Annotated in this window: 16 protein-coding genes; 7 read left to right on the plus strand and 9 right to left on the minus strand. The window is 69.2% G+C overall.

From position 1 onward, the window contains the following. The first annotated feature begins 102 nt into the window (after positions 1–102). On the plus strand, positions 103–1,887 hold the full coding sequence (gene gcl / locus ABZS61_RS16920; protein ID WP_356420826.1) for a glyoxylate carboligase: 1,785 nt from the start codon (positions 103–105) through the stop codon (positions 1,885–1,887). A 78-nt stretch (positions 1,888–1,965) separates the two neighbouring features. Here the strand turns inward: gcl and ABZS61_RS16925 are convergent, their stop codons facing one another. The 9 genes from ABZS61_RS16925 to ABZS61_RS16965 form a co-directional block, all read right to left on the minus strand. Next, positions 1,966–2,715, minus strand: a complete 750-nt coding sequence (locus ABZS61_RS16925; RefSeq protein ID WP_356420829.1) for a hypothetical protein — start codon at positions 2,713–2,715, stop codon at positions 1,966–1,968. Between the two features lie 304 nt (positions 2,716–3,019). Further along, a complete protein-coding gene (locus ABZS61_RS16930; protein ID WP_356420832.1) occupies positions 3,020–4,477 on the minus strand; it encodes a catalase in 1,458 nt (485 codons plus the stop codon). A gap of 186 nt (positions 4,478–4,663) precedes the next feature. Next, a complete protein-coding gene (locus ABZS61_RS16935; RefSeq protein WP_356420835.1) occupies positions 4,664–5,557 on the minus strand; it encodes a 2-hydroxy-3-oxopropionate reductase in 894 nt (297 codons plus the stop codon). 43 nt (positions 5,558–5,600) lie between these two features. Then, complete coding sequence (locus ABZS61_RS16940) at positions 5,601–6,440, minus strand: TIM barrel protein (protein ID WP_356420837.1); 840 nt, start codon at positions 6,438–6,440, stop codon at positions 5,601–5,603. Between the two features lie 156 nt (positions 6,441–6,596). Beyond that, a complete protein-coding gene (locus ABZS61_RS16945) occupies positions 6,597–8,039 on the minus strand; it encodes a cellulose binding domain-containing protein (RefSeq protein WP_356420840.1) in 1,443 nt (480 codons plus the stop codon). A gap of 37 nt (positions 8,040–8,076) precedes the next feature. Next, positions 8,077–9,639: a beta-N-acetylhexosaminidase gene (locus ABZS61_RS16950; protein ID WP_356420843.1), complete on the minus strand. Its 1,563-nt coding sequence runs from the start codon at positions 9,637–9,639 to the stop codon at positions 8,077–8,079. Positions 9,640–9,690: 51 nt separating this feature from the next. Continuing rightward, complete coding sequence (locus ABZS61_RS16955) at positions 9,691–10,530, minus strand: carbohydrate ABC transporter permease (RefSeq protein WP_329206068.1); 840 nt, start codon at positions 10,528–10,530, stop codon at positions 9,691–9,693. Then, the gene (locus ABZS61_RS16960; RefSeq protein WP_356420848.1) at positions 10,527–11,492 is read right to left on the minus strand and encodes a sugar ABC transporter permease; all 966 of its coding nucleotides are present in this window, start codon (positions 11,490–11,492) and stop codon (positions 10,527–10,529) included. Before ABZS61_RS16960 ends, ABZS61_RS16955 begins: the two co-directional genes overlap by 4 nt. Positions 11,493–11,526: 34 nt before the next feature. Then, positions 11,527–12,792 (minus strand): extracellular solute-binding protein, encoded by a 1,266-nt coding sequence (locus ABZS61_RS16965; RefSeq protein ID WP_356420851.1) that lies wholly within the window; start codon positions 12,790–12,792, stop codon positions 11,527–11,529. Between the two features lie 248 nt (positions 12,793–13,040). Here ABZS61_RS16965 and ABZS61_RS16970 point away from each other — a divergent pair, with 248 nt between their 5' ends. The 6 genes from ABZS61_RS16970 to pucL all read left to right on the plus strand — a co-directional run bounded on the left by ABZS61_RS16970 (position 13,041) and on the right by pucL (position 16,594). Beyond that, complete coding sequence (locus ABZS61_RS16970) at positions 13,041–13,883, plus strand: GntR family transcriptional regulator (RefSeq protein ID WP_356420854.1); 843 nt, start codon at positions 13,041–13,043, stop codon at positions 13,881–13,883. Positions 13,884–13,953: 70 nt separating this feature from the next. After that, positions 13,954–14,205: a hypothetical protein gene (locus ABZS61_RS16975; RefSeq protein ID WP_356420857.1), complete on the plus strand. Its 252-nt coding sequence runs from the start codon at positions 13,954–13,956 to the stop codon at positions 14,203–14,205. After that, positions 14,202–14,579, plus strand: a complete 378-nt coding sequence (locus tag ABZS61_RS16980) for a helix-turn-helix domain-containing protein (protein WP_356420860.1) — start codon at positions 14,202–14,204, stop codon at positions 14,577–14,579. Before ABZS61_RS16975 ends, ABZS61_RS16980 begins: the two co-directional genes overlap by 4 nt. Positions 14,580–14,745: 166 nt before the next feature. Then, positions 14,746–15,267 carry a 2-oxo-4-hydroxy-4-carboxy-5-ureidoimidazoline decarboxylase gene (gene uraD / locus ABZS61_RS16985; protein ID WP_356420863.1) on the plus strand — a complete coding sequence of 174 codons (522 nt, stop codon included), beginning with the start codon at positions 14,746–14,748 and terminating at the stop codon, positions 15,265–15,267. A gap of 5 nt (positions 15,268–15,272) precedes the next feature. After that, entirely contained in the window at positions 15,273–15,665 is a 393-nt protein-coding gene (gene uraH, locus ABZS61_RS16990; RefSeq protein ID WP_356420866.1) for a hydroxyisourate hydrolase, read from the plus strand. A gap of 5 nt (positions 15,666–15,670) precedes the next feature. Further along, positions 15,671–16,594 carry a factor-independent urate hydroxylase gene (gene pucL, locus ABZS61_RS16995; protein WP_356420870.1) on the plus strand — a complete coding sequence of 308 codons (924 nt, stop codon included), beginning with the start codon at positions 15,671–15,673 and terminating at the stop codon, positions 16,592–16,594. Positions 16,595–16,635 lie beyond the last annotated feature (41 nt).

The following is a 16,635-nucleotide window of genomic DNA, read 5'->3' on the forward strand; positions in this document are numbered from 1 at the left end:
GATTGATTCCACATAGCAGAACAGAACTTCCGTAATGCGGAATTGGTGCTCTCAGGTGGCGCGACAGAGCCCGAATCCACCAGGTCCGAGCAGGAGCACTCAATGCCTCGTATGACCGCTGCCCGAGCGGCAGTTGAGATTCTCAAGCGCGAAGGCGTCAGTAACGCGTTCGGTGTGCCGGGTGCGGCGATCAACCCGTTCTACGCGGCGCTCAAGGCATCCGGCGGGGTGCACCACACCCTCGCCCGCCATGTCGAGGGCGCCTCCCACATGGCCGAGGGCTACACCCGGGCCGCGGCCGGAAACATCGGTGTCTGCATCGGTACGTCCGGTCCGGCAGGCACCGACATGATCACCGGCCTCTACTCCGCCATCGCCGACTCCGTCCCGATCCTCTGCATCACCGGCCAGGCCCCCACGGCGGTGCTCCACAAGGAGGACTTCCAGGCCGTCGACATCGCGTCGATCGCCAAGCCGGTCACCAAGGCGGCCACCACCGTCCTGGAGGCCGCCCAGGTGCCCGGCGTCTTCCAGCAGGCCTTCCACCTGATGCGCACCGGCCGTCCCGGCCCGGTCCTCATCGACCTGCCCATCGATGTGCAGCTCACCGAGATCGAGTTCGACCCCGACCTGTACGAGCCGCTGCCCGTCCACAAGCCCGCCGCGACCCGCAAGCAGATCGAGCGCGCCGTCGAGATGCTCAACGCCTCCGAGCGTCCGCTCCTCGTCGCGGGCGGCGGGATCATCAACGCGGACGCCTCCGAACTCCTGGTGGAGTTCGCCGAACTGACCGGTGTCCCGGTCGTGCCGACCCTGATGGGCTGGGGCATCCTCGCCGACGACCACGAGCTCAACGCGGGCATGGTCGGTCTGCAGACCTCGCACCGCTACGGCAACGCGAACTTCCTGGAGTCCGACTTCGTCCTCGGCATCGGCAACCGGTGGGCCAACCGCCACACCGGCAAGCTGGACGTCTACACGCAGGGCCGGACGTTCGTCCACGTCGACATCGAGCCCACGCAGCTGGGCAAGATCTTCGCCCCGGACCTCGGCATCGCCTCCGACGCCAAGGCCGCGCTGCAACTCTTCGTCGAGGTGGCGCGCGAGCTGAAGGCCGCAGGCACCCTCAAGGACCGGTCGGCATGGGCCGCGTCCACCCAGGAGCGGCGGGCCACGCTGCAGCGCCGCACACACTTCGACAACGTGCCGCTGAAGCCGCAGCGGGTGTACGAGGAGATGAACAGGGCCTTCGGGCCCGAGACCCGGTACGTGACGACGATCGGCCTCTCCCAGATCGCGGGCGCGCAGATGCTGCACGTCTACCGGCCGCGTCACTGGATCAACTGCGGCCAGGCCGGCCCGCTGGGCTGGACGATCCCGGCCGCGCTGGGAGTCGCCACGGCAGACCCGGAAGGATCGGTCGTCGCACTCTCCGGCGACTACGACTTCCAGTTCATGCTGGAGGAGCTCGCCGTCGGCGCGCAGCACCACATCCCGTACGTCCATGTGCTGGTGAACAACTCCTACCTGGGGCTCATCCGCCAGGCGCAGCGCAACTTCGACATCGACTTCCAGGTCAACCTGGAGTTCGAGAACATCAACTCCCCGGAGCTGGGCGTCTACGGCGTGGACCACGTCAAGGTCGTCGAGGGCCTCGGCTGCAAGGCGATCCGGGTCACCGAGCCGGACCAGCTGCTGCCCGCGTTCGAGGAGGCGAAGAAGCTGGCGGCGGAGTTCCGGGTGCCGGTGGTCGTCGAGGCGATCCTGGAGCGCGTCACGAACATCTCGATGAGCGGGACGGACATCGCGTCGGTCAACGAGTTCGAGGACGTGGCGACGGAGCCCGGCCACGCGCCGACGTCGATCCGTGCGCTGACGGTCTCCTGACCACCCGGCCACCCGTGCGGAGCTCCGGCCCCGGGATTCCCGACACCGTCGGCGACTCCCGGGGCCGGTGTCGTGCTTCTAGGAGTCCCTCAGCACCGTGTAGTAGTCGGAGGCCGACAGCTCCAGCGCGAAGACCATTCCGTACTGCTTGCGCAGGCCTGCGACCGTTGCCGATGCCGGCTCACGCAAGCACCGTGTGACGGGTGGATCGTCCGGCGGGCACGGACCCGACTCCGCGACCGGCGTCGCCCGGCTGCTGCGCAGGGTGTCCCAGGAGAGGGTCTGCCCAGGGGTGGAGAGCCGGGCGGGTTCCGGCGTGCCCGGGCCCGTCGGGTTCGGGCCCTTTCCCCGGTAGTAGTCGACGAGGGGTCCGCCGTGTTCGAACGGGATCGGGCCCGGGGACGACGCGGAGACGTCGTGGTCGCCGGCCGTGAGGATGCCGTCCAGGACGTCACCGATCCGCTTCGGATCGGCGCCGTAGTAGGCGGTGATGCGCAGGTCGCAGTGGATCCTGTACCTGTCGTCGTCGGTCGGGAAGAACCACTCCCTCGCCGCTCCGCCGATGCAGGTGTCGGTCACGGTGACCAGCCCGAGGGTGAGCGGAGTGTCCCGGTCGTAGGCGCGCACCGTGTTCCGCCGGTAGTCCTCGGCCGTCTTCCGGGCCTCCTGCGCCTGCGTACCGGACGCCAGTTCTCGTACCTCTTCGGGACTCGTGGCGCGGTCCGCGGCGGAGCAGGCGGTGACGGCGAGTACGAGAAGGAGACCGGGGAGGCATCCGGCGGCCCTGCGCCCGCCGGATGTGGCGCGCGGCGCCCGCGTCATGGTCATGCGGCCATTCTCGGCGTGCAGCCGGTGGTATCTCCATCCGTACATGTACTCAGGCGACGCGTCCCGGGCCAGCAAAAGGGGGCGCGGCGCACGGAGTTGTCCGTGCGCCGCGCCCCTCGGAACAGGGGGCCGCGGCGGCGGTGACCGGGCCGGAGCCCCGGCTTCTTCAGGTCAGAAGCCGGGCCGTCCGGGCCCTTCGCCACCGCACTGGCGTCGTCCGCCGCCGCGGCCTCGTCCTGCCCGTGCCGCACATGACCCCTCATCCGGGTGGTGCGGCACGGGCAGGGCCCATGGGGAGGGAGGGTCAGTCCTCGCGCAGGGCGCGGACCGCCTCCTGCACGCGCGTGCCGTACTCGGCATCCGCGGCATGGAAGTGGGCGAGGTTCTTCTCGATCACGTCGTCGCGGGTGACCTGTGAGAGGCCGCCGGCGATGTTGGCGATCAGGCGGTCCTTCTCGTCCGCCGACATCAGCCGGTAGAGCTCACCCGCCTGGAAGAAGTCGTCGTCCTTCGTGTGGGCGGGCGCTTCGTGCGTACCCGTCCAGCCGTGGACGGCGAGCGGGGCGGCCAGGGCCGCGCCGGATTCGGCGGGACCGGCGTACGAGTTGGGCTCGTAGTTCTTGTCCTGGCGCGATCCGTGGCGCGTCGCGTGGAGTCCGTCGCGGCCGTAGTTGTCCACGACGGCTGCCTTCGGTGCGTTGACCGGGAGCTGGGTGTGGTTGATGCCCAGCCGGTAGCGCTGCGCATCCGCGTAGGCGAACAGCCGGCCCTGCAGCATCTTGTCCGGCGACGGGCCGATGCCCGGTACGAAGTTGTTCGGGGAGAACGCGGCCTGCTCGACCTCGGCGAACACGTTGTCCGGGTTGCGGTCCAGGACCAGGCGGCCCACGCGCTGCAACGGGTAGTCGGCGTGCGGCCAGACCTTCGTCACGTCGAACGGGTTGAAGCGGTAGTCCGCCGCCTCCGCAGCCGGCATGACCTGCACGTGCAGGGTCCAGGACGGGTTGACCCCGCGCTCGATGGCCTGGAGCAGGTCCGTCTGGTGCGAGTTGGCGTCCTTGCCGACCTGCTCGGCGCCCTGTTCGGCGGAGAGGGAGCGCACGCCCTGGTTCGTCTTGAAGTGGTACTTCACGAAGAAGGCCTCGCCCTCGGCGTTCGTCCACTGGTAGGTGTGCGAGCCGAAGCCGTTCATGTGGCGGTACGAGGCGGGGATGCCCCGATCGCCCATCAGCCAGGTGATCTGGTGCGTCGACTCGGGGGAGTGCGCCCAGAAGTCCCAGACGTTGTCGGGCTCCTGGCGTCCCGTGAACGGGTCGCGCTTCTGCGAGTGGATGAAGTCGGGGAACTTGACCGGGTCCTTGATGAAGAACACCGGGGTGTTGTTGCCGACGAGGTCGTAATTGCCCTCGTCCGTATAGAACTTGAGGGCGAATCCCCGTGGGTCGCGTACGGCGTCCGCGCCACCGAGGGAGTCGGCGACCGTCGAGAACCGGATGAACGTCTCGGTGCGTCGGCCCACGTCGGAGAGGAAGTCGGCGCGGGTGTAACCGGTGACGTCGTCCGTCACCTCGAAGTAGCCGTACGCGCCGGAGCCGCGGGCGTGGACGACGCGCTCCGGGATGCGCTCGCGGTTGAAGCGGGCGAGCTTCTCCAGCAGGTGCTGGTCCTGGAGGAGGATCGGCCCACCGGCGCCGGCCGTGGCGGAGTTCTGGTTGTCGGCGACCGGGGCGCCTGACTCGGTCGTGAGCACACGCTTCGACATGGAGACCTTCCGTACTGGGGCTGCTGACGGCCCCAGGAGCGTAGATTCGCCGGGATCGGAACGTCAACAGTTTGTTGAAATTGGAGGAGATGGTTCCGGGTCGCGGCAGCGCCTGGGCGCGACAGGACAGGTGTCAGCGCCACCGCGACCCGGAGTTCGGGGGGCCCTTGTGCAGGGCCGGGGGTGTCAGACCTCGGAGCCGGAGAGGCGCTCGACGGCACGCAGCAGGGCCGAGTGGTCCAGGCCTCCGTCGCCCTGTGCGCGCAGCGAGGCGACCAGCTGGGCCACGACCGCGCCGACGGGCAGGGCGGCACCGACGTTTCGGGCGGCGTCCGTGACGATGCCCATGTCCTTGTGGTGCAGGTCGATCCGGAAGCCCGGAGCGAAGTCCCGCTTGAGGAAGTTGTCCTTCTTGCGGGTCAGGACCGTCGAGCCGGCCAGCCCGCCGTTCAGGACGTCGAGGGCCGCGGCCAGGTCGACGCCGGACTTCTCCAGGAAGACCACGGCCTCGGCGCACGCCTGGATGTTGACCGCGACGATCAGCTGGTTGGCGGCCTTCACCGTCTGGCCCGAGCCGTGCGGTCCGCACAGCACGATCGTCCTGCCCAGGGCGTTCAGGAGGGGCTGCGCGGCGTCGAAGTCGGTCTGCTCGCCGCCGACCATGATGGACAGCACGGCCTCGATCGCGCCGGCCTCACCACCGGAGACCGGGGCGTCCAGGACGCGGATGTCCTTGGCCTTCGCGTTCTTCGCCAGGTCCACGGAGGTCTGCGGCGTGATCGAGGACATGTCGATCAGCAGTGTGCCGGGCCGCACGTTCTCCAGGATGCCGTCCGGGCCGTACGCGATGGCCTCGACCTGCGGCGACGCGGGCACCATCGTGACGACGACGTCGGCGTCGCGCACCGCGTCCGCGATCGAGGCGGCACCCTTGCCGCCCGCCGCGACCAGCCGGTCGATCTTGTCCTGCTCCAGGGTGTAGCCGGTGACGTCGTAACCGGCCTCGATCAGGTTCTCGGACATGGGCGAGCCCATGATGCCGAGCCCGATCCACCCGACCTTGGGGAGGTTGTTGCTCATGAGGGTGCCTTCCGATAAGCGTGTGTACGAGAGGGCCGGGGCCTCAGCGGGCCGGCCGGGCCGCGGCCGGGAGCCAGTCGAAGGACTCTGCGCTCGGCCGGTCGCCCGGCTTGTACTCCAGGCCGACCCAGCCCTCGTAGCCGGCCTGCGCCAGCTCGTCGAGGAGCTGCTCCAGCGGGAGCGAGCCGGTGCCCGGCGCGCCGCGCCCCGGGTTGTCGGCGATCTGGACGTGCCCGGTCTTCGCGGCGTACGCCTTGATCACCTGGCTGAGGTCCTCGCCGTTCATCGACAGGTGGTAGAGGTCCAGCAGGAATGCTGCGTTCCCCAGCCCCGTCGCCTCGTTGACCCGATCGACGACCTCGATCGCCGCGGGTGCGCTCACCAGCGGGTAGAGCGGCGACTCCGGCTCGTTGAGGGTCTCGATCAGGAGGGTGGCCCCGATTCCGTCGGCCGCGCGGGCGGCAGCGGTCAGGTTCTCCAGGGCGAGCGCGTCCTGTGCGGCCGGGTCCACGCCGTCGACGCGGTTGCCGTACAGCGCGTTCAGCGCCCGGCAGCCGACCGAGGCCGCGAATTGGGCCGCCACCGCGATATTGGCGCGGAAGCGGTCCGACTCCGCGCCGGGCACGGAGAGCGCGCCGCGGTCGGGGCCGGGCAGCTGTCCCGCGTAGAAGTTCAGCCCCACCAGCTGCGTACCCGCTTCGTCGAGCGCCCTCTTCAGGGCGTCGAGCTCGGCCTGCGCCGGGGTGGGGGTCTCCGTCCAGGGCCACCAGAGCTCGACCGCGGTGAAGCCCGCCGCGGCGGCCGCCGCGGGGCGCTCCAGGAGCGGGAGTTCGGTGAAGAGGATCGAGAGGTTCACATCGAAGCGCTGGTCCGAGTAACCCATTGTGCGCTCCTTCCGTATTGCGGAAGTTAGTTTCTGCTTAACGGAAGATTGCCCGCAAGGTGGCAGGGCTGTCAAGAGCCTTCCTGACTTCCGGACATGCCGAAGCGGGGTGGAGGCCACCCGCCTCCACCCCGCCACCGGGTCACACCCGCCGGGTCAGCCGGCCGGCACCGTGTCCTGGAAGGTCGTGCCCGCTGCCCGGTACTGGCCCACCAGCGCGGACACCTGGGCCGGGGAGAGGACCTGGTCCTTCACGTGCAGGACGTAGTCCACCTGCTGGTCGTAGGACCGGGGCGTGGTGCTGCTCTGGCCCGCCAGATCGATCAGCCACTGGTTGAAGTTGATCGACATCGGACGCTCGGGCAGGTACGCCGCCCCGTGCGTCCCGAAGTGCTGCCCGTCGACGTAGTACGTGATGGCGCTGTTGTCGATGGTCACCACCAGGTCGTGCCAGCCCGCATAGCTCTGCCGTGCCTCGCTGTGCTGGTTGACGGCCTCCCACGGGTCGGGGCGGTAGGTCTCCCACGACGTCGTGTAGAGGATGTTGGCCGGCTCGCCCCAGCCGCCGTTGGGCAGGTACTCGAAGTCGTACTCCGCGTAGTCGTCCGCCATCGGCGCCTTGAGGTCGTTGATGGTGAAGAACGTCTGGACGAGGTGGTCGCCGTCGGGCCCGGACCGGGGGGCGTCGCTGAACTTCACCCGGGCCGCATAGGTGCCGTTGCGGAACTTCGTGGCCTGCGTGAGGATCTCCGTGTGCTCCGTCGAGGCGCCGGTACCCGCCGTGGACGTCTCCAGGTTCATCACCGAATTGCCGCTCTGGCTGCTGAAGGTGACGTTCTCCGGAGCCCACACGGCACCGGGCACACCCGGACCGCCGGAGTTGGAGCGGACGCTCCAGCCGTGCGCCGCGATGCCGGGGTCCGTGTGGCCGCTGTAGTTGAAGTCGTCGAACAGCCTGGGCCCGTCGGCCGGCGGATCGGTGGGGGGATCCGTCGGATCCGTCGGATCCGTCGGGCCGTTGCCGCCGGGGGCCTCGCCCCAGGCGGTGACCCCGCCCAGCTGGGCGGTGATCTTCGGCCAGTCGCCGTACGAGGTCCGCGCGGCGCCGAAGGAGTAGTCGTCGCTCTGGCGCAGCGACTGCCAGTCCGCCCGGTGGAAACGCAGCTGCATGTCCCCGGTGTCGGCACCCGGGGCCAGCGAGCCCGCGCCCGAGGTGAACGCGATCTCCAGGTAGCGGTCGGCGTCGGCCGTCGGGTTCGCGAGCGTCCCGAACGTACCGGTGATGTTCCCGCAGCCCTTCACCGCCCAGGAGCAGGCGAACCGGTAGGCCGTCGAGGCCGAATCGGCCTTGAAGTAGTACCGCACCTTGACGTTGCTGAGCGGCACGCTCGTACTGCCGGTGTTGCGCACCTTCAGCCAGGGCTCGCTCTGGTCGGCCGTCGCCCCGGACGCACTCGTGCGGTACTGGACGACGAGCCCGTCGGCGGCGGCAGCGGCGCCGGCGGTCGAGGGCAGGGCGGCGAAGGCGGTACAGCCCAGCGCCACGGTGACGGCGGCAGCCGCAGCCGAACGGATCCGGCTCCTGTCGATCTTCCTCATGGGATGTTCCTCTCCGGAACAGTGGTGGGGGATTGAGCTACCGAGGGGATGGCGCTGTACCTGCGGAGGCGGTCATGAGAGACCGCGGGGTCAGGGGGTGGTAGGGGACACCGAGGGCGTCCAGCCGTGCGGTGTGATGGCGCAGGCGCTCGACGAACCCCGGCCAGTCACCGCCGCTGCCGGACCAGGCGCGGTCGGCCAGGGCGCACAGGCGGGGGTAGGTGAGGTACTCGATCCGGTCCGGCGTCCGCACGTACTCGGTCCACAACTGCGCCTGGGTGCCCAGGATCAGCTCCGCCTCGCCGGCCTCCCAGTCCTCCGGCACCGGCTCGTTCCCGTACACGGTGTGCAGACCGACGGGGGCCCCCGGCTGCGCGGGAGGCTCGCCCGGATCCGTGGACTGGGCGTAGTCGAGGTACGTGGCACGGTGATGCGCGCTCACCACCCGGTGGCCGCGGCGGGCGGCGGCACGGGCGTGGTCCGGGTCGCGCCAGGTCATCACCGTGAAGTCGAGGGGGAGTTCGGTGCCGGTCTCGGCCCAGCCGGTGGGCCTGCGCCCCCGCTCCACGAGGAACGACCCGATCCGGCCCATGAACCAGCCGTGCAGCGCCCCGGGACCTGCGAGCCCCTCGGCCGCCGCCCGTTCACGGGCAGCGGGGCTGTTCTCCCATTCGGTGGTCGGGCACTCCTCCCCGCCGATGTGGATGTACGGGGACGGGAAGACGTCCATGACCTCCTCCAGCACGGTCCGGCAGAAGTCGAAGACCTGCTCGTGGACGCCGAGCACGGTGTCGCAGACGCCCCACTCGGTCCAGACATCGAGACTCCGGTCCGGGTGGTTGCCCAGCTCGGGGTAGGCGGCGAGGGCCGCGCGCACATGGCCGGGCATCTCGATCTCGGGTACGACCGTCACCCCGCGGGCCGCGGCATGGTCGACCAGGTCACGTAGCTCCTGCTTGGTGTACGCCCCCGAGTGCGGGACGCCGTCGGACAGGGACTGGGCCCGGTGGCTCCCCACCGAGGTCAGCCGCGGGAAGGCGTCCACCGGCATGCGCCAGCCCTGGTCGTCCGTGAGGTGCAGATGGAGCGTGTTGAGCTTGTGGAAGGCCAGGAGGTCGACATACCGGTGCAGGTACGAGACGGGCTGGAAGTGCCGTGCCACGTCGAGCATCGCGCCGCGCCAGGGGTAGCTGGGCACGTCGCTGATCTCGACGCACGGCAGCTCCCAGGACTCGGCCCGCGCACCGCCCGAAAGGGCTTCGGGAGGCAGCAGCTGACGGATCGTCTGTACGCCGCGGAGCAGACCGGTCGGCCGGGCTGCCCGCAGCAGCAGTGCCTGCGGTCCGACGGTGAGGCCGTACCCCTCGTCGCCGAGCCCGCCGAGCTGGGGGTCGAGCGCCAGGACGATCCGGCCGTCGGCCGCGGGGGCCAGCGGCAGGCCGGTGGCCGGGCCGAGAAGTGTCCGCAGCAACTCGGCCGCCGCCTCGGCGCCCGGCAGGGCACGGACGCAGGTGTCGGCGTCGAGGACGAAGCGGCCGGGCCGGGGCGAGACCTTGCGGGGCCGGGGTACGAGGGAGAGCTCGGGGCGTGATGCGGGCATGAGGGCCTCCGGATTCGGATCTCGGGCGGTTCGCGGGTACGGCGAGTGGGGTCAGCCCTTGACGGCGCCGGCCGCGAAGCCGGAGGTGACATGGCGCTGGAGGAGCAGGAAGATGACCAGCGCGGGCAGGGCGAAGAGCGTGGAGGCGGCCATGGTGGCGCCCCAGTCCGTGCCGAAGGTGTTCTGGAAGGACGACAGCCAGACCGGCAGGGTGCGGTTGTCCTGCTGCTTGATGATCAGGAAGTTGGCGTACGCGAACTCGTTCCAGGCGGTGATGAATCCGAAGAGCGAGGTGGCCATCAGTCCGGGAGCGAGCAGGGGCAGGGCCACCCGCCGGAAGGCGCCGGTCCGGGTGCAGCCGTCGACCTGCGCCGCCTCCTCCAGCTCGGGCGGAATGGTCGCGATGAAGCCCCGCAGCACCACGATCGTGAACGGCAGCGTGATCATGAAGTAGACCAGGGTCAGTGTCGGGAGCCGGTCGAGCATGTCCGTGTCGCGGGAGATGATGTAGATGGGGATGATCAGCGACTCCCAGGGCGCCATCTGGGCGATGAAGACCAGCAGCATGAACTGGCGCCGGCCCTTCCACCTCATCCTGGCCACGGCGAAGGCGGACCCCAGCGCCACGACCAGCGCCAGCAGCACCGCGCCGAGCGTGACCAGGATGCTGTTGCGCCAGAACAGCTCGAACCCGTCGGCCTGTACGGCCCGGCGGAAGTGGTCCAGTGTCCAGGTGTACGGAACGAGCTGCGGGTCGGCCGACTGGATGTCCCGGGACGGCTTGAAGGCCGTCGAGATCATCCAGTACACCGGGAAGAGGCAGACGACGACGGTCACCACAGCGGCGGCGTTCAGCGGGATCCGCCGGATCCGGGGTCGTAGCAGGGTCATCGGAGTTCGTCCTCCTGGCGGAACATCTGGCGGAAGTAGAGGACGAGCACCCCGGACATCAGGACCACGGTGACCATCGAAGCGGCGGATCCCAGGTCGTAGCGCTGGCTGGAGAGCGCCGTCTGGACCGCGTACACGGGAAGGATCGTGGTGGCATCGCCGGGACCGCCGCGGGTCATCACCCAGATCTGAACGAACGCCTTGAACGTCCAGATCACCTCGAGGGAGAAGACCAGCATGAAGATCGGCCGGAGCATCGGGAAGGTGACCGAGCGGAAGATCCGGGTGCCGGACGCACCGTCCAGCCGGGCCGACTCGTAGAGCTCGGCCGGGACGGTGGTGAGCGCCGAGTAGAGGGTGATCGCCGCGAACGGCACGGACTGCCAGACGATCAGTACGACCAGGATCACGAAGGCCGCCGTACCGTTCGCGAACCATGGGTAGCGGTCGAACGAACCGAAGCCGAGCGAGGTCAACGACCAGTTGACGATGCCGAATTCGGAGTGGAACAGCCACTGGAAGACCGTGGTGGCCGCGACCACCGGCATCGCCCAGGCGAGCACCAGCGCACAGAGCACCGCCGTGCGCCCCGCCCGGCCGAGCCGCTCCGTCATCAGCGCGACCAGGGTGGAGATGACCATGATCAGTACGACGTTGACGGCCATGAACACGAAGGTGCGGCCGACCACCTCCCAGAACCGCGGGTCGGACAGCAGCGTCCGGTAGTTCCGCAGCCCGACGAACTCCGCGTCCCCGCTGATCAGCTGGCGGAGCCGGAAGTCCTGCAGGGAGATCAGCACGGCCCGCGCGAGCGGGTACGCGAGCAGGTAGAGCATGCCGCCGATCGCGGGGGCGATCAGGGCGTACGGCCAGAGGTTGTGCGAGGGGCGGGGCCGCCGCCCCGGCGGTGCTCCCGCGGGGACTCGGGTGCGTGGTGCGGTCCGTTCCTGGACGACCGGCACGGCAGGCCTCCTTTCGGCGAGGGGAAGGGACGGTTCAGGAGCCGGCGTTCATGGCCCTGGTGATGTCCGCCGAGGCCTTGGCGGCCGCCTCCGAGGCGTTGCCGCCGGTGAGGACGGCGGTCATGTAGTCCTTGATCGGGTTCTCGGCCTCCACCGCGGCCCAGCCGGGCGTGTTGGGCGTCGCGTGCCCGTTCGCCGCGCCGACCGCCATCGCGGAGGCGCCCGGGTCACCGGCCACGGACGAGGCCAGCGTGGTCCGGTTGGGGACGTAGCTCATGGCCACGGCGAGCTTCTTCTGCCAGGTGTCGCCGGTCAGTTCCTTGATGAACGTCAGCGCCTCGTCGGGGTGACCGGCCGCGGCGGGCACGACCAGATCGGAACCCCCGGTGAACACCGCGCCCGGAGTGCCGGCCGTCTTGCCCGGAATCGGGAAGAAGGCGAGCTTGCCCTTGAGCTCCGGGTTGTTCTCCATGACCACGTTCGCCCCGCCCGGGGTGGAGATCACCTGGGCCACCTGCCCCTGGGCCATCACCTCGGCCTGCGGCGGATCGTCCTCGTCGGAGTCCTTGGGGCCCTTGCCGAGTGCCTGGAGCTGTGCGTAGAACTCCATGCCGCGCAGCGCCTCGGGAGTGTCCAGTGCGCCCTTCCACGTGCCGCCGGACTCGGTGGCGAAGTCGCCGCCCTCGTCCCAGATGAATCCGCCCAGCGCGTACCAGAGCTGGCCGGGCAGATAAATGCCCTGTGTACCGCCCTTGTTGAGCTTGGTGGTGGCATCGATCCACTGCTCGCGCGTGGTGATGGAGGCGGCGTCGACCCCGGCCTTCTCGAACAGGTCGGTGCGGTAGATGACGACCCGGTTGGCCGCGTAGTACGGGATGCCGTACTGCTTCCCCTTGTACGAGCCGGGCTCGGCCAGGCCCTTCAGCCAGTCCTCGCCGTTCAGCTCGTCCTTCTTGTCGCTGAGGTCCAGCAGCCCGCCGCTCTCGGCGAACTGCGCCACCTGGGTGTTGCCCGCCTCGATCACGTCCGGGGCGTCGTTGCTGGCCAGTGCTGCGGTGATCTTCTGTCCGATCCCGTCCCACTCCTGGATCTGGACCTTGACCTTGATCTCCGGGTGCTGGGCCTCGAAGCCCTTGACGAACTCCTTCTGGAACGCGGCCGAGACGCTGTCACGCATCAGCCAGACGTCGACCGTCGTCACACCCCCGGCCTCATCGGCGCCGTCCGAGGAGGAACTACAGGCACTGAGGGCGGCGGCCATCACAAGCGCGGAACCACATGCGAGCAAGCGGTACTTCACGGTTCACCTCAACGAGAACGAGACCTGACCACCTGACCAGTGAAGCCCACTGGACAGCTCACCTCTTGATGGTGGATGAAGGTGGCATAGACCAATGAGGTCGTCAACCCCTTGGGAATAAAGGGCTCTTGAAGATCTCCACGTTCCGGAGACCGCTTCCCCCCTCGCGAAGGACGGCTACACTGTCCTGACCAGTAGCCACCAGTTGGTCAACTGGTAAGGGAACCTGATGTCAGGAGGGTGAGGGCATGGCAGACGACGTACCGGGGACGGTGCTCAAACGGGAGCGGGCCCGCGACGCCGTCCTCGAGCTCATCGAGTCGCGCAGTCCGGGGGACGCCATTCCCTCCGAGCGGGCCCTGTGCACACTGCTCGGCGTGTCCAGGCCCACGGTGCGCGCCGCGATCGACGAGCTGGTGGCCACCGGGCTCCTGGTCCGCGAACACGGCCGCGGCATGTTCGTCGCACCCGAGAAGATCACCCAGGAGCTCGTCTCCGCCGACCTCGCCCTGAGCGTCCCGCAGGCGGCCGGAGCGTGGTCGAGCCGCCTGCTGGAGTTCACCACCCTCCAGGCCGGCGCCCGGGTCGGCCGCAAGCTGCGGATGTCGCCCGCCGAGGAGATCGTGTACGTCGCCCGGCTGCGCCTGGTCGACGGCGCACCCATGGCCATCGAGTACCTGCACATCAGGGCGGCGCTCGTCCCCGGCCTCTCGGCCCAGGAACTGGAGCACGGCGACCTGTACGAGCATCTGCGGGACACCCACCACGTGCACGTCCACGAGGCGGTCCAGGCCATCGAGCCCACGGTCGTCACCCGGGCGGAGGCACGGCTCCTGGAGGTTCCGGAACTGTCCCCGGCGCTCCTCTTCGAGCGCCTGACCTCGGACACCACCGGCCGGCCCGTGGAGTACGTCCACTCGCTCTACCGGGGCGACCGGTACCGGATCGTCTCCCGGCTCGCACTCGGTCCGGCGGCCGCCGCCGCAGGGCTGGTCAGGGACGGGCACCACCCCGGGATCCCGCCCGGCGACTTCGCGCACGGCGACCCGATCACCTCCTCCACCCGGGGGGACATCCAGTCGGGCTCCTGATCGCCGTGCCATAGGGTCGGGAGCCAGCCGTGCGAGCCGACGACCGCGGCGGGGACATGAGGGAGGCACTGTGCGCTTGAGGGTGGAATTCACCACCGAGCCCTTCGATCTCGACGAGGCGCCCGCCCACGCGGTGGTGGCCCGCGAGGTGATCCGGACGGCCGAACTGGACTCGGTGGACGTCGGCCCGTTCGGCAACACGGCCGAGGGCGGCGCCGACCAGGTCCTCACAGCCGTGGACTCCCTGCTGCGCAAGGCCCTGGCCTCGGGTGCCACCCGGGTGTCGCTCCAGGTCAACGTGATCGGGGAGGGCACCCCGTGACCGGACAGGGGGAGCACCCCCTGATCGCCGCGGTGAAACCGCTCGTGGACGCCATGGGCGCCGAGCTGCTGGGGCCCGGGCAGGCGCAGGCCGACGACGTGGTGCTCGCCTGGGAGGGGGAGGACGTCATAGCCGTGCGGCTCCCGCAGCTCTCCGACTCGCTCGACCACATCCTGGCCGGAATGGAGCGGCGGCACGGGATGCCGCTCGCCGACCTGGACCGCAAGACCAAACAGCGGATCGTCCGGACTCTGGAGGCACGCGGTGCCTTCGCCGTGCGGCACGGCGTGGAGACCGTGGCGGGCGCCCTGGGCGTCAGCCGCTTCACCGTCTACAACTACCTCAACCGCGAGAACGGCGCCAAGGGTGAGTAGTTGACCGAGGGGTGAGCCGTACGCACCGAGAGCCGCTGTCCGGATGCCGGGACGGCGGCTCTTCGCGTTCGCGGAATTTCAACAAACTGTTGACGTGATGTTGTGAAAGGCGTTAGCTATCCGCAGCCCGTACAACGCACAGCGAAAAACAGCCACGGAGGCTCCCGTGACTTCGAGCTCCACACCGGGCCTCGCCCGGTTCAACACCCTGGCGGCCGCAGAGGCCACTGCCGAGCTGCACGAGGTGTGCGCCAGCGCGGCCTGGGGGAGCGCGGTTCTCGCCCACCGGCCGTACGCCACCGCAGAAGCCCTGTTCTCCACGAGCGACGCCGCCACGGCCCGTCTCTCCCCGGAGGACCTGGCCGAAGCGATGGCAGGCCATCCGCCGATCGGCCGCCCCAAGCCCGGGGACCCGGCCTCCGCCCGTGAACAGCGGGGGATGGCCGGAGCGTCGGAGGAGCTCAGGACCGAGATGCTCGAACTGAACCTGGCCTACCAGGAGCGGTTCGGCCACGTCTTCCTGATCTGCGCCACCGGAGCCACCGGTGAGCAGATGCGCGACGCGGTGAAGTCCCGGATCGGGAACTCACCCGAGCAGGAGCGCGGACACGTACGCACCGAACTGGGCAAGATCAACCGTATCCGGCTGACCCGCCTCGTACAGGAAACCCCGGAACAAGGAGCGTGACGGCCTTGAGCACCGACACCACCGCATCGGTGTCCACACACATCCTGGACACCAGCATCGGCCGCCCCGCCGCAGCCGTCACCGTCTCCCTCGCCGCCCGCGGCGGCGACGACGCGCAGTACGTGACGCTCGGCGGATCCGCGACCGACGCGGACGGGCGCTGCAAGGACCTGCCGGCCCTGCCGGAAGGCACCACCCACGTACGGCTCGTCTTCGACACCGAGTCGTACTTCACCAGCCAGAAGCAAGCCGAGGCGCAGCAGGACGCCCCCCGCGTAAGGGACAGCGGTGCGTTTTTCCCGGAGGTGGCGATCGCATTCGCCGTCACACCGGGCGAGCACTACCACGTACCGCTGCTGCTCAACCCGTTCGGCTACTCCGTTTACCGAGGGAGCTAGCAGACATGCCCACGATTCTCGGCCAGAACCAGTACGGCAAAGCAGAGAACCGCGTCGTCAGGATCACGCGGGACGGCGACACCCACCACATCAAGGACCTCAACGTCTCGGTCGCACTCTCCGGCGACATGGACGACGTCCACTACTCCGGCTCCAACGCGAACGTCCTGCCGACCGACACCACCAAGAACACGGTGTTCGCGTTCGCCAAGGAACACGGCATCGCGTCCGCCGAGCAGTTCGGCATCCACCTCGCCCGGCACTTCGTGACCTCGCAGGAGCCGATCAAGACAGCGCGGATCCGGATCGAGGAGTACGCCTGGGAGCGCATCGCGACCTCCGACGGCAACTCCAAGTTCATCGGCGCCGACGAGGTCAACCACTCCTTCGCCCGCAAGGGCCAGGAACTGCGCACCACCCAGATCACCTTCGACGGCGAGAACTGGGAGATCATCTCCGGTCTCAAGGACCTCACCGTCATGAACTCGACCAACTCGGAGTTCTGGGGCTACGTCAAGGACAGGTACACGACGCTCAAGGAGGCATACGACCGCGTCCTGTGCACCGACGTGTCGGCCGCCTGGCGTTACAACTGGACCCGCGACGACGAGCGGATGCCCAACTGGGAGAAGTCGTACGAGCAGGCCAAGAAGCACATGCTCCAGGCCTTCGCCGAGACGTACTCCCTCTCGCTCCAGCAGACCCTCTACCAGATGGGTTCGCGGGTCATCAACAGCCGCAGCGAGATCGACGAGATCCGCTTCTCGCTGCCGAACAACCACCACTTCCTGGTGGACCTGGAGCCCTTCGGCCTCAAGAACGACAACGAGGTCTACTTCGCCGCCGACCGGCCGTACGGCCTCATCGAGGCGACGGTTCTCCGGGACGGTGTCGAGCCGAGGATCCCCGTCGACATGACCAACCTCTGACACAGCACCGAGCCGGCCTCCCGCCACCCCGCAGTCGTGCG

This window comes from Streptomyces sp. NPDC005566, assembly GCF_040605575.1.
Lineage (GTDB): Bacteria > Actinomycetota > Actinomycetes > Streptomycetales > Streptomycetaceae > Streptomyces.

Bases quoted from the DNA above. Each gene is read 5' to 3' on its own strand.
- gcl (WP_356420826.1), top strand. From the start codon at position 103: ATGCCTCGTATGACCGCTGCCCGAGCGGCAGTTGAGATTCTCAAGCGC.
- ABZS61_RS16925 (WP_356420829.1), bottom strand. From the start codon at position 2,715: ATGACCATGACGCGGGCGCCGCGCGCCACATCCGGCGGGCGCAGGGCC.
- ABZS61_RS16930 (WP_356420832.1), bottom strand. From the start codon at position 4,477: ATGTCGAAGCGTGTGCTCACGACCGAGTCAGGCGCCCCGGTCGCCGAC.
- ABZS61_RS16935 (WP_356420835.1), bottom strand. From the start codon at position 5,557: ATGAGCAACAACCTCCCCAAGGTCGGGTGGATCGGGCTCGGCATCATG.
- ABZS61_RS16940 (WP_356420837.1), bottom strand. From the start codon at position 6,440: ATGGGTTACTCGGACCAGCGCTTCGATGTGAACCTCTCGATCCTCTTC.
- ABZS61_RS16945 (WP_356420840.1), bottom strand. From the start codon at position 8,039: ATGAGGAAGATCGACAGGAGCCGGATCCGTTCGGCTGCGGCTGCCGCC.
- ABZS61_RS16950 (WP_356420843.1), bottom strand. From the start codon at position 9,639: ATGCCCGCATCACGCCCCGAGCTCTCCCTCGTACCCCGGCCCCGCAAG.
- ABZS61_RS16955 (WP_329206068.1), bottom strand. From the start codon at position 10,530: ATGACCCTGCTACGACCCCGGATCCGGCGGATCCCGCTGAACGCCGCC.
- ABZS61_RS16970 (WP_356420854.1), top strand. From the start codon at position 13,041: ATGGCAGACGACGTACCGGGGACGGTGCTCAAACGGGAGCGGGCCCGC.
- pucL (WP_356420870.1), top strand. From the start codon at position 15,671: ATGCCCACGATTCTCGGCCAGAACCAGTACGGCAAAGCAGAGAACCGC.